General features: G+C 56.3%; 10 protein-coding genes and 1 tRNA gene. 6 read left to right on the top strand and 5 right to left on the bottom strand.

Annotated elements, in window-relative coordinates; genetic code table 11:
* Positions 1-3: 3 nt before the first annotated feature.
* The gene (locus H6B51_RS01230) at positions 4-1212 is read left to right on the top strand and encodes a tyrosine-type recombinase/integrase (protein WP_204881943.1); all 1209 of its coding nucleotides are present in this window, start codon (positions 4-6) and stop codon (positions 1210-1212) included.
* A complete protein-coding gene (locus tag H6B51_RS01225; protein ID WP_204881942.1) occupies positions 1205-2785 on the top strand; it encodes a tyrosine-type recombinase/integrase in 1581 nt (526 codons plus the stop codon). The genes H6B51_RS01230 and H6B51_RS01225 overlap by 8 nt, the downstream gene beginning before the upstream one ends.
* Positions 2786-2851: 66 nt before the next feature.
* Here the strand turns inward: H6B51_RS01225 and H6B51_RS01220 are convergent, their stop codons facing one another.
* A complete protein-coding gene (locus H6B51_RS01220; RefSeq protein ID WP_204881941.1) occupies positions 2852-4153 on the bottom strand; it encodes an ATP-binding protein in 1302 nt (433 codons plus the stop codon).
* A 101-nt stretch (positions 4154-4254) separates the two neighbouring features.
* Here H6B51_RS01220 and H6B51_RS01215 point away from each other — a divergent pair, with 101 nt between their 5' ends.
* The gene (locus H6B51_RS01215; RefSeq protein WP_172724577.1) at positions 4255-4398 is read left to right on the top strand and encodes a hypothetical protein; all 144 of its coding nucleotides are present in this window, start codon (positions 4255-4257) and stop codon (positions 4396-4398) included.
* A gap of 174 nt (positions 4399-4572) precedes the next feature.
* Here H6B51_RS01215 and H6B51_RS01210 read toward each other — a convergent pair whose 3' ends face one another.
* Together H6B51_RS01210 and H6B51_RS01205 are read right to left on the bottom strand one after the other, a co-directional pair.
* Positions 4573-6543: an oleate hydratase gene (locus H6B51_RS01210; protein WP_204881940.1), complete on the bottom strand. Its 1971-nt coding sequence runs from the start codon at positions 6541-6543 to the stop codon at positions 4573-4575.
* Between the two features lie 148 nt (positions 6544-6691).
* Entirely contained in the window at positions 6692-7252 is a 561-nt protein-coding gene (locus tag H6B51_RS01205; protein ID WP_204881939.1) for a TetR/AcrR family transcriptional regulator, read from the bottom strand.
* 256 nt (positions 7253-7508) lie between these two features.
* On the opposite strand from H6B51_RS01205, the gene H6B51_RS01200 reads away from it, so the two are divergent.
* Entirely contained in the window at positions 7509-8687 is a 1179-nt protein-coding gene (locus tag H6B51_RS01200) for an IS110 family RNA-guided transposase (RefSeq protein WP_204881938.1), read from the top strand.
* 85 nt (positions 8688-8772) lie between these two features.
* Here the strand turns inward: H6B51_RS01200 and H6B51_RS01195 are convergent, their stop codons facing one another.
* Positions 8773-9366 carry an SGNH/GDSL hydrolase family protein gene (locus tag H6B51_RS01195; protein WP_204881937.1) on the bottom strand — a complete coding sequence of 198 codons (594 nt, stop codon included), beginning with the start codon at positions 9364-9366 and terminating at the stop codon, positions 8773-8775.
* Between the two features lie 383 nt (positions 9367-9749).
* Positions 9750-9825: transfer RNA gene (locus H6B51_RS01190), tRNA-Pro, on the bottom strand.
* A 513-nt stretch (positions 9826-10338) separates the two neighbouring features.
* Here H6B51_RS01190 and trmB point away from each other — a divergent pair.
* Together trmB and sigK are read left to right on the top strand one after the other, a co-directional pair.
* On the top strand, positions 10339-11007 hold the full coding sequence (gene trmB, locus H6B51_RS01185) for a tRNA (guanosine(46)-N7)-methyltransferase TrmB (RefSeq protein WP_243421085.1): 669 nt from the start codon (positions 10339-10341) through the stop codon (positions 11005-11007).
* Positions 11008-11138: 131 nt separating this feature from the next.
* Positions 11139-11786 (top strand): RNA polymerase sporulation sigma factor SigK, encoded by a 648-nt coding sequence (gene sigK / locus H6B51_RS01180; RefSeq protein ID WP_204881936.1) that lies wholly within the window; start codon positions 11139-11141, stop codon positions 11784-11786.
* Positions 11787-12518: the final 732 nt, after the last annotated feature.

The raw sequence follows: 12518 nt of genomic DNA, 5'->3' as shown, positions 1-12518 counted from the left end.
CCTATGGCAAAACGCAGGCCGTCCGGCGACGGCATGGTCCGAAAGCGGGAGGACGGCCGTTGGGAGGGCCGCATCGTGGTGGGCCACAAGCAAAACGGCGAGCCCATCTTCCGGTATGTCCTGGCAAAGACCCAGAAGGAACTGCTGGACAAGCTCCACCGGGACCTGGAGGCCTTTCAGGACGTGGAGCTCACCGAGGACAGCCGCATGACCCTGGGGGAGTGGCTGGACCGGTGGATGGAGGACTACGGTGCCGCCACCCTGCGGCCCAACACCCTGCGGAGTTATGAGCAGTTCATCCGGTGCTACATCAAGCCCTATCTGGGAAACAAGATCGTCTCCCGGGTGACCCGCATGGACATCCAGAAGCTGTACCGAAAGCTGAAACATGAGGGCCGGGTCCGTGAGCACCCGGAACACGGTCATGAGCTGTCGGACACCATGGTGCTCCGCATCCACGCCATGCTCCACCGGTGCCTGAAGGACGCAGAGGCGGCCCATGTGATCGCCCGGAACCCCACCGACGGGGCCGTGGTGCCCAAGGCCAGCTATAAGCCCAAGCAGATCCTCACAAAGGAGCAGATGGAGACATTTCTGGCGGCGGTGGACCACAGCGAGATCTGGCGGGACTTCTTCTACACGGAGCTGACCACCGGCCTGCGCCGGGGCGAGATCTGCGGCCTCATGTGGCAGGACTTCGACGAGAAGGCTGGGACGCTGAAGGTCCTTCGGTCGGTGAATGTCCCCAAGGCCGGGGAGCTGGAGATCGGTGAGACGAAGACCAGCCAAGGCCGGCGAACCATCCGCCTGCCGCCCAGCACCGTCCAGCGGCTGCGGGAGCGGAAACAGCACGCCGTCAGCCAGTGGATCTTCCCGGAACCCCTGGCTCCGGAGAAACCGGTGCGCCCCAGCGCCGCCTACTACTGGATGAAGCGGATCTTGAGAGAGGCCGGCCTGCCTGAGATCCGATTCCACGATTTAAGGCATACCTTTGCCACCCACGCCCTCACCAGCGGCGTGGATGCCAAGACCCTGTCCGGCATCCTGGGCCACACCAACGCCAGCTTCACTCTGGACACCTACACCCATGTGACGCCGGACATGCAGCAGGAGGCCAGCCACATCGTGGGCGGCTTCCTGGAAAATCTCCTGGGGAAAGACCTGAAACCGTGGCAGAAAAACAGGACGGAAGGAGGTGCCCGCCATGGCTAAGCGCCGGAAAAAGGGGGAGGGCTCCGTCCGCCAGCGCAAGGACGGCCGCTGGGAGGGCCGGGTGGTCATCGGCTACGACGAGAAGGGCCTGCCCATGACAAAGAACGTCCTGGCCAAGACAAAACAGGAGTGCCAGGAAAAGCTGAAACAGCTCCGGGAAACGGTGACCGGCTCCAAGACGGAGAAGGTCCGGCCGGAGATGCCCTTCGGGGAGTGGCTGGACTTCTGGTATCAGAACTATGTGAAGCCCCAGATCCGCCCCACCACCCAGGCCAACTACGAGGCGAAGATCTATCAGCACATCCTCCCGGAGCTGGGGAAGATCCCCCTGAACCAGCTGACCCAGAAGGACCTCCAGCGGTTCTATGCCCGGATGAAAACGGGCGGGCGGCTCATCCGCACAGAGCGGTTCGGCAAGGGGCTGTCCGACTCCATGGTGCGCGGCCTCCACGCCGCCTGCCGGTCCGCTCTGGAGAAGGCGGTGCAGGAGGAACTGATCCGCACCAACCCGGCGGTAGGCTGCAAGCTGCCCCCCAAGCGGGGCAGGGAGATGCAGGTTCTGGGCCGGGAGGAACTCCAGCAGTTCCTCATCCAGGCCCAGGCAGAGGGCTACTACGAACTGTTTCTCCTGGATCTGTGCACCGGCCTGCGGAGGGGCGAACTGCTGGCCCTCCAATGGGACGACCTGGACTTCAAAACCGGGGCCTTGACCGTAAATAAGCAGGTCTACGAGGTGAGGGGACAGCTCCAGGTGAGCGTCCCGAAGACCCGCGCCTCCATCCGCAGGCTGGTCCTGCCGCCCAGCGTGGTGGAGGTGCTGTGGGCGTATCGGGAGACGGTGGACTCCCGGTGGATGTTCCCCTCGCCGGTCAAAGAGGACACGCCCATGACGCCGGGCGCGGTGCGCCGGCGGCTCCAGATCATTCTGGAGCGGGCCGGGTGTAAGAGAATTAGATTTCATGATTTACGCCATACCTTCGCCACCTTGTCCCTGGAGAGCGGCATGGATGTGAAGACCCTCTCCGCCATGCTGGGTCATGTGTCTGCGGCCACTACCCTGGACATCTACACCCACGTCACCGGGGATATGCAGACCGAGGCGGCGGCCAAGATCGACCGGGGGCTGGGCAACGAGGTGTTGGAGAGCCCTGAGCAGGCAGCGCAGGACCCAACCGCGAACTTCCAGCCAGTGCTGGGACGAAAGCGAAAGCCCGGCACCGGGTGTATCACCCAGATCAATGACCACCTGTTTGAGGGCCGTTACTCCCCCACCTGGCCGGACGGCACCAAACACTCCAAATGCGTCTACGCCCACACCCGGGAGGAATGCGAGGCAAAGCTGAAGGTGCTGATCCAGCAGATGAACACAGAGCGGCAGGCCCTGCGGGACAAAATGCGGGGCATTACTCCACCGGACAAGCTCACCAAGACCCAGAAGAAGATCTGGACGTACATGAAGTTCCACCCCGACGTGACCAGTTATCGGGCCATCGCCAAAGGCGCCGGGGTGACGAGGCACACGGCGGCGAAGTGGTATGCGATGATGCAGGGAATGCTGGGGCGGGCGGCGTAAAATGTGGAAGAGGCTGGTATCACACTTTGATACCAGCCTCTTCCTGTGATCCAGATGATCCGCTGCTCAGACCAATGTATCGTCCAGCAGGAAGTCCAAGATCCCAATATTCAGAACGCCGTTGTCATCGTACCACCGTTTCCGGATGTCGTGCCGGACGATGATCTTCGGAAAAGAGTCCCCCGTCAGGGAGAGCGGTTTGTTTTCCGTGACAGACTTTTCCTCCGTCCCAAGAGCGTAGGCGGATTGGATATAAGTCTTTTTTCCGCCGGAAGCAGCAATGAAGTCGATCTCCCGTGCTACCGGGGTCAGTTTTCCTTTGGCATTTCGCTCATTGCTGTACACGATCCCAATGTCCACCGCGCACTCCCGCACCATCAGCTCATTGAAAATGATGTTCTCCATGATGTGGGTCATCTCCTGCTGGCGGAAGCCGATGCGGGCATTCCGCAGGCCGATGTCCTCACAGTAATATTTGTTGGGGTAATCGAAATAGTTCTTCCCCTTGACATCCCAGCGATTGCACTCAGTAAAAAGGAACGCGTCCGCCAAGTGATCCATATACGCTTTCACAGTGTTGGGGGAAACCGTATTCTCGCCGCTCCGCTTCTGCTTGGAGTTGATGGTGTCCGCCACCCTGGTGGGGTTGGTCAGCGACCCCACTGAGGAGCAGAGCAGGTCCAGAATATCCGAAAGCACATCCTCCCGTTTGACCTTCTTGCGCTCCACAATGTCCTTCAAATAAACTTCGGAGAAGAGAGAACTCAGGTACTGCATTTTCGCCGCGTCAGTGGGGCGGGACAAGATCAGCGGCATCCCGCCGTAGAAGGCGTAATTTTCAAATGCGTCCTCCTTGTCCCCGCCCACGGCGGAGTAGTACTCTGCAAAGCTGAGCGGATGCACCCGGATCTCATCGCTGCGCCCCCGGAACTCGGTGAGGATATCTGAGGAGAGCATCCGGGAGTTGCTTCTGGTCACATAGATGTCCAGGTTGGACAGGGACTTCAAATCGTTGAGCGCATCGTAGAAGGTGATCTTCTTCCCGTCCGGGTTATAGGGATTCGGCACTTCGTCCGACATCTGGATCTCGTCTACGAAAAGATAGAATTGCTCCCTCTGATTTTCAACGATCTCCCGGACACGATTTGCAAGCTCCAGCGGGTTCCGGTACCGGATATCACGGGTCAGATCCAACTCAAAGGAGAGAATATGATCTGCCGGAACGCCCTCCCCCAACAGATAAGTGCGGAACAGATTGCGGAGGAGATAGGACTTCCCGCAGCGGCGGATGCCAGTGATGACCTTCACTTGTCCATCCCACATGAAGGATATGAGCTTGTTCAGATAGCGGTCCCGTTTGATCTCCATAGCGCCACACCTCACTGAAAACTTTACAGATTTATCATACTACTTTTCAATGAAAATTATACAACTGCTTGCGCGCTGTGGCAAGTGATTTGTGCGGAGGTTTGCAATTTGGGACGTACATGAAGTTCCACCCCGACGTGACCAGCTTCCGGGCCATCGCCCGAGGCGCCGGGGTGACAAGGCACACAGCGGCCAAGTGGTATGAGATGATGCGGGGGATACTGGGGGTGGGGAATCTGAAATAGAGGAGGATCGTATCATAACTCGATACGATCCTCTTTCATTTGTCATTATATCAATGTTTTCAATCTCATGACGGGCGATAATCTTTGAGAAGGAGGCCCCGGTTAGGGATGAAAGTATTCTGGGTAACGGTCGTCTCCTCGGTTTTCAGGACGCAGAATGGCAGAACCCAACGGTCACATGCCGTCCCGAAGTACGTCCTGATCCCGCAGGACCTTTTCGATGACGGTCCCCCGGACCGCCTTCAGCAGGGGCTTTTTCAGCAGCTCCAGAGGACCGGGCAACGAGACCTCCAGCGGGGACCTGCCGTCCATCAAGCAGACGGTGCTGTGCAGCAGCTCCCGGATGTCGTACACGCTGCCCCACACCTCGGGCACCCCCCGGTCCACCCCCAGCAGGCCGTAGACGGCCTCCATGGCGGTGCGCACGGAGTACTCGGTGGTGAACACGGTGTCCCGGGGGGTGTCGGCGAACTGGCCCAGGAAGGCGAAGTTCACGCAGCCGTCGGGGATCACATCGGGCCGGTCTCCCCTGGTCCGGGGCATGAAAAAGGCGGTGATGTAGGGCATCATGGTGGGCACGCACACGGCGCTGTGGGCAGCCAGGTCCGGGATCTGCTCCACCGGCACGCCGATGTGGTAGAGCCACTCCTGGGTGATCTCCTTTCCGGTACACTCCTTCATGGGCTTTTTCACATAGTCGCCGGGTACGTCGGTAAAGAGGCCGTACACCCAGACGCACACCTTCTCCGGCTCCTGCTCCTTGAACTGCCCCTGGCGGTTGATGGTCCAGCTCAGCAGCCACTTGGAGTCCTGACAGCTGACGATACCGCCGGTGACCACCTTCCCGGTGCGGGGGTCCCGCTTGCAGATGTTGGTGATATAGGGGAGGATCTTGTCGTCCAAAGTGGTGATGGTGGCCGACTCCCAGTTGGTCTTGGAGATGTCGGAGCAGAACTTCTCCGGCCGTCCAAAGGCGGAATCCTGCTTGGCGATGTTCTTCCACAAGCTCCAGCAGCCGCTGGTGCGCACCTCCGCGTCCCCGTTGGGGGCGTGGTCCTGGTCGCCGTAGATGGTCCCCTCGGTGCAGGAGCCGTTGGTGACAAACACCAGGTCGTTCTCCGTGAGGACAATGCCCTGCTCCGCGCCGTTGACCCGGCACTCGATGGCGGTGGCCGTCTTTCTGCCGTCCCGGATGTCGAAGATCACGTTGGTGACCTCGGTGCCGAAACGGAAGTCCACCCCGGCCTCCTCCAGGTACTTTTGCATGGGCAGGATCAGGGACTCGTACTGGTTGTACCGGGTAAATTTCAAGGCGCTGAAGTCGGGGAGTCCCGCGATGTGGTGAATGAAGCGCTGGAAGTAGAGCTTCATCTCCAGGGCGCTGTGCCAGTTCTCAAAGGCGAACATGGTCCGCCAGTACAGCCAGAAGGTGGAGGAGAACACCTCGTCGTCAAAGACGTCCTCGATGGTCTTGTCGTACAGGTCCTCGTCCGGGGTCATGAAGAGCTTCATGATCTCCATGCAGCCCTTCTGGCTCAGGTTGAACTTCCCGTCGGTGCGGGCGTCCCGGCCCCGGTCCACCGTTGCCCGGCACAGGGAGTAGTTGGGGTCGTGCTTGTTGAGCCAGTAGAACTCATCCAACACCGAGGCCCCCGGCTTCTCCAAAGAGGGGATGGAACGGAACAGGTCCCACAGACACTCGAAGTGGTCCTCCATCTCCCGGCCGCCCCGCATCACATAGCCCCGGCTGGGGTCGAAGATGCCGTCGCAGGCCCCGCCGGCCACGTCCATGGCCTCCAGGATGTGGATGTGGTCCCCGGGCATCTGCCCGTCCCGCACCAGGAAACAGGCCGCCGCCAGGGCCGCCAGGCCGCTGCCCACGATGTAGGCGTTTTTGTTCTCCACCCCCTCCGGTTTCTCCGGCCGGGCAAAGGCCTCATAGTTGCCGTTGGTGTAATAGATGCCCTTGCGGTTTTTCTCGTGCTTCCCCAGCTCCGTATTCCGATAAGATGCCGGGGCGCAGGTTTCAGTCCCGGCATCCTCTGCCGTCTTTCTGCCGCCGGACGCCTTCTTTGCCAGGGCCACCGCAGCGCCCGCTCCGGCCACAGCCGCCGCTGCGGTCAGCGCTCCCAATTTCTTATCCATATCAGATACCGCCTTTCCGATCCTGCCGCTTCCGCGGGCTGGATTCATTTGATGGCTTGATTTTACTCCCCGCGAAACATTTCTTCCATTTACAATCCGGGCCCGATGATCAAAAACTGATCATCGGGCCCGGATTGTAAAGCGGTTCTTATTCTGTTTCCGTGAAATTTCGGATAGCGTTGGCGATACTGCCGTGCATGGCGGCGCTGATCTTTTCCGTCAGCACCCGGGGATCGGCGGTCATCCCCTGGCGGATCCAGTCCAGCATGACCCCCACAAAGCTGTACTTGTAAAATTCGGCGATAAAGGACTTGTCCTCCTCAGAGACGGCCGTCCCCCGGCTCTGTTCCTCCACCACGCCCCGGATCAGGCCGTAGGTCAGCTGATAGAGGAACCGCTCCATCTGCTCCCGGCTGATACAGCGGTAGGCGTTGAGGATGAAGGGCCTGTTTTCCTGCACCGCCTCAAAGATCTGCAAAAGCCCCTCCTGCCAGGTCTCGTAGGTCTTCTTCCCCTGGAGGGCCTTGGACGCGTCCTCGATGCAGGCCCACTCCACCAGGTCGTAGATGTCCTTGAAGTGGTAGTAGAAGGCCATGCGGCTGATGCCGCAGTCCTCGGTGATGTCCCGGATGGTAATCTTGTCCAGGGGCTTTTTCAGCAGCATATGCTTCAGGGATTCCTCCAGAGCCTGCTTTGTGGTGTTTGGCATATTACTGCGCCTCCTTGTATTATAGAGTAGTAGTTATTAAAGCCCCTCTCCAAGGGCTGTGCTACACTGTAAGGGATGCTGTGGATTGGTGTCCGCCTCCTACCACAAGATGGTTCACGAAAGGTTCCAACCACAGCCCCTTACACTTTTGTTAATCAGTTAAATACCGCCAGACGGTTGATATGGAACAAGGATACAAAAGTAAGGCGCACTGTGGATGCAGCATCACAATTCTAACCGCCGGAGGTTTTTTACTATGGTTGTTTCTGTTGGCGTTGATGTCTCAAAGGATAAACATGATTGCTTCATTCTCAGCTCCGAGGGTGAAGTCTTGGCGGATGTGTTTACCATCCCCAACAACCTGGACGGGTTCCGCTTTCTGCTGCAACGAATCCGGGATTGCACCCATGCACAGGACAAAATAAAAGTAGGGCTTGAGGCGACCGGACATTACAGCTACAATCTGCTTGGGTTTCTTCTTGACAACGGTCTACCCACCTATGTCTTGAATCCCTTGCGTACAAACATTTACCGAAAGAGTCTCAGTCTGCGAAAGACTAAAACCGACCGGGTGGATGCACGAACGATTGCGTCTATGCTGTTATCCGATGCGGGCCTCAAGCCCTACACAAATACAGCATACCACAACGAGGAGCTAAAGTCACTGACCAGATACCGTTTTGACAAGGTAAAAGAGCGTGCCAAGCTGAAAAGTTCTATCGCCCGGTTGGTCTGCGTTCTGTTTCCGGAATTGGAAAAACTCGTCCCTTCTCTGCATATTGCTTCTGTCTACGCCTTGCTGGAAGAGTTCCCTGGGGCCAAACAGATTGCCGCAGCTCATTTGACGAGGCTGAAAACACTGCTCGAAACCGCCTCTAAAGGCCATTACAAACGGGACATGGCTCTTGAAATCCGGGATGCCGCCAGAAATTCTATTGGCTCCTGGATGCCTGCCAAGTCTCTTGAATTGCAGCACACCATCCGGCTCATCCGAGAACTGGACGACGAAATCGCTGAAATTGAAAAGCAAATTCAAGCCATTATGGACGAACTTAATTCTCCCATTACCACTATCCCAGGGATTGGGTTCCGAATGGCTGCCATGATTTTTGCTGAGGTTGGTGACTTCACTCGTTTTGATTCCCCGGACAAGCTGTTGGCCTACGCCGGGATGTCCCCCTCAACTTACCAGTCTGGACAACTCAAGAATTGCTACCCACACATGGAAAAGCGTGGCTCTCGATACCTACGCTACGCTCTTTACAATGCGACCAAGTATGTCTGCCACTGGGATCCGACCTTTGCTGCCTATCTTGCTAAGAAGCGTGCGGAGGGCAAACACTACAATGTTGCGCTTTCTCATGCTGCAAAAAAGTTGGTTCGTCTAATATTCGCTATGGAGAAATCCAGGCAGCCATATTGCTTGGTGGCTTGAGTGCAACTACTTGAATAGCCAACAGGGGGCTGACAACACCTCAGCTTTGCTATACCCTTTTTGAACCATCTCCCTTTCACCACAGCTATTCATTTTGTGGTTGACTTTTAATAGTTAATCTTTCGTGCTGCTGGATCACTGCCGCAATGGTCTCCGCCGCAATATGAGAGCCCAGCTCACTGGGGTGGACGCCGTCAGTGGCGTAGAGATTCTGGGTGTCGGACAACTCATAAAACCGCCGGCCCACATCGGCGATCAGGGCGTTATTTTCCTGTGCCGCCCTGTGGTAAGCCTCGGACAGCTTCTGGGCCATCTCGTCGTAATCCCAGCCCTTGCCCGTCAGCTTGGCCCCGCCCCTCTGATAGGCCCACGTAGCAAACAAAATGGGAGCCGCTCCGTTTGCCCGGATCTGCCGGCAGAGCCCCTCCACACTGGAAAAGAAACTCTTGGGGGCGGTGATGGGGCCGTGGCTCATCTCCTGGAGCACCACATAGTCCCACTGCCCGTTTCGGAGCGCCGCCTGGGTCTGACTGCCCAGCCTGGTGCTGGGGTTCAGCTGTTCCGACAGCCGCGCCCCGCCCCGGGTGTGGTGGACCACCTTCGCCCCGGTCAGGTTGGCCAGCATCTGGGGCATATTATTGGTGGAGATAAAGCTGTTGCCCAGCATGAGGATTCGCATGGCACTGCTCCTTACTCGTTTTTTTCACTGTTTTCCACTGCCATTATACACGGCTCCGCTGAGAGGAACAAGGCTGGGAGGCGCAGACTGGCCCATCAGATTTTGCGACGCAAGAAACAAAGATAAGACTACGGCCGCGTGAACTGATCGTGAATAGGTGGTCATGACCCCATATTTCAAAAAGTGTGCAGTTTTCCTTTGCCTCTTTTTTGAATAAATAATGGTGATTGATGGCCCAAAAATTCCTTTACGGAGAAAATGCAAAACAAATCAGCAGAAGTGCTTTGCCCACATTTGAGACTCTATTTATATAAAACGCCAGATAAATTATTGCCTGAAAAGTTATAAAAACCGCCTCAAAACCGATGTTTTGAGGCGGTTTTTGGTCCGAGTGGGGAGACTCGAACTCCCGGCATCTTGCTCCCAAAGCAAGCGCGCTACCAACTGCGCTACACCCGGTTATGAAATTTTCCAACTGTGGTCAAATATGGGGTCAGCGCCGGTTTTTGACCAGTTCCCGGCGAGGGGTAAAACTCCGTCGGCCTTAGCGTCCCAGAGCTTTCCGGGATTTTGGAGAAGTGTGGCTCGAACTCCGGCCTCACGCTCCCAAGCAGGCGCGCTACCAACTGCGCTGCACCCGGACATGAAATTTTTTAATTGTAGTCAAACATGTGGTCAGGGTCATATTTCGACCAATGGTTTTGTGGAAATGGTTCCAGCTTCTAGTAGTGTCCCAGTAGGTTGTGGGGTTACGATTTTCCCACATGGATAGGCGAGGGGCAATTCCAAAGCAGGTGTGCTATTAACTGTACTGCATCCAGACATGAAGCCGTAAGCAGTCTAGATGTATATATAAAGGCCCGAGTCTATGGGGTTAGCGGTATAACAAATATTATAATATATCAGGGATGGGATTGCAAGAGTACAATTAGATATGGTATGATGCGAATTGAGGTGAGCAAAGGAATGCGAATGAGAAAGAAGCCCAATTTGGAACCGCGGATGGCTAAGTGCTCCAATGTATTGATCGGAGAGCCGGAAGCGATGCGGGGACGCTGGCAGTCTCTGATGCCTCAGGCAGAAGCTCTTTATCTGGAGCTGGGTTGCGGAAAGGGCAGATTTACCGCTGAAACTGCTGCGCAGCATCCCCATGTCCTGTATATCGCGGTGGAGCGGGTACCGGATGCCATGGTGATTGCTATGGAACGGGTATGCGCTATGGGTCTGACCAACGTCTATTTTATTGATGGAGACGCGGCCAGGCTGACTGAACTCTTTGCTCCCAGTGAGGTGGACCGGATCTACATCAATTTTTGTGATCCCTGGCCAGGTAACCGCCACGCCAAGCGCCGCCTGACCCATACCGATTTTTTGATGCGGTACCGGCAGGTACTGTCCAGAAAAGGAGCGATCCACTTTAAGACCGACAACAAAGATCTTTTTGAGTGGTCTCTATTTCAGTTTCCCAAGGCTGGATTTATTCTGACGGAAGTGACCCGGAATTTGCATGCGGATGGGATCTGCGGCGTTATGACCGACTATGAGGAGAAATTTCATAGCATGGGCACCCCTATCAATCGCTGTGTTGGTACAGTTGGACCACTGCTGAAGCTGCCCAAACCCTCCTATCTGGAGCATTAGAATCAAATGCGCGGGATTGGCATGACCGAAAGGCTGCCGTTCCCGCGCGTTTTTTCTGCTGAGCAGGGAGGAAGTGCTGTATTGGGACAAGAAGCGATGAATAGAGTGGAACCGATGGAGGTGTGAACGTTATGATTCCTGCATGGCTTTTGCTAATGCTAAACCAGATGCTCTTTACCCTCCGCCTGTCCGGCGGCACCGGCTCCTTCCCCAAGCCCCTGTCGGCGGCGGAGGAGCGGCGCTGCCTGGAGCTGGCGGCGGAAGGGGACCTGGAGGCCCGGAACAAGCTCATTGAGCACAACCTGCGCCTTGTTGCACATATCGTCAAAAAATACTATACCCCCAACGGAGACCAGGACGATCTGATCTCCATCGGGACCATCGGGCTGATCAAGGGGATCAATACCTTTAAAGCGGACAAAAAGGTCCGTCTGGCCACCTATGCCTCCCGGTGTATTGAGAATGAGATCCTGATGTACTTCCGGTCCCAGCGGAAAAACCAGGGGGAGGTGTCCCTGTCCGACGCCATTGACGGGGAGGGGGAGGGGAACGCCCTGTCGCTGATGGACACCATCTGCGTGGACGACGACATGCTGGAGAATTTGGACACCAAGGACAGCTGCCGCCGGGTCCGTCAGTGCGTATCGGAGGTACTGGATCAGCGGGAAGTATTGATCGTTACTCTTCGCTACGGCCTCAGCGGCAAACGGCCCCTGACTCAGCGGGAGGTAGCCGCACAGTGCGGTATCTCGCGATCCTATGTATCGCGCCGCCACTAATGTAAGTTGAACCAGGAAAGCCTTGTGGGACAAGGGTTTCCGGGTTTGGCTTGTGTCTGGGGTAGCACCGCGCTTATTGTAAGTGATGGTAGATTAAGGGAAATAAGCGGCTGTTCATCAATATTTGCCTAATTTAACCCAGCTAAAATCCGATTTGCCATCGCCGCAGACACTCTGCACATTCCCCTCACATCAGCGGTAATTAGGTCCAGTGAAGCATTGCCTTATCAATCTTTGCATCGCTCATTTCATCACTCATTTTAATCGCCTCTATGAGCGATGCTTCATAAGAACTGAACCGGGGCGGGATCGGGCACCGGGAAACCGATTGTGAACACCTTTTGGTGGCCACATCGAAAAAACAGATTGCCTCAGTATTTGAATAAAATAAAAGATACGCCACATAGGTAAAAAAATACCCTATGTTTGTGGCGTATTTTTTTATACTGGATTGACCAAATAAATAATATATGGTATAATATACATGTGAAACAGTTCTCTAATTCTTCAGTTCTTGGGGTCTTGGGTGCTCAGGAACTCAAGAAACCCATAAAGACAGGGGGCGGATTCTATTATGTCAGTTAAACCTGAAGCTGTGATCTATACCGATGGTGCATGTCTGGTTGACACTCCCCACGGCTAAAGCCGGGGGATTCTCGGTTCGCCCACCACAGCCTGCATCGGCGAGGTCTTACACAGTGTCCCCGAGCGTATGGGTTCGGGCGTGTCCCG

Source organism: Pseudoflavonifractor phocaeensis, from assembly GCF_016901955.1.
GTDB lineage: Bacteria > Bacillota > Clostridia > Oscillospirales > Oscillospiraceae > Flavonifractor > Flavonifractor phocaeensis_A.
Note: the sequence above shows the minus strand (reverse complement) of the source record. Positions and strands in the feature narration are given on the sequence as shown.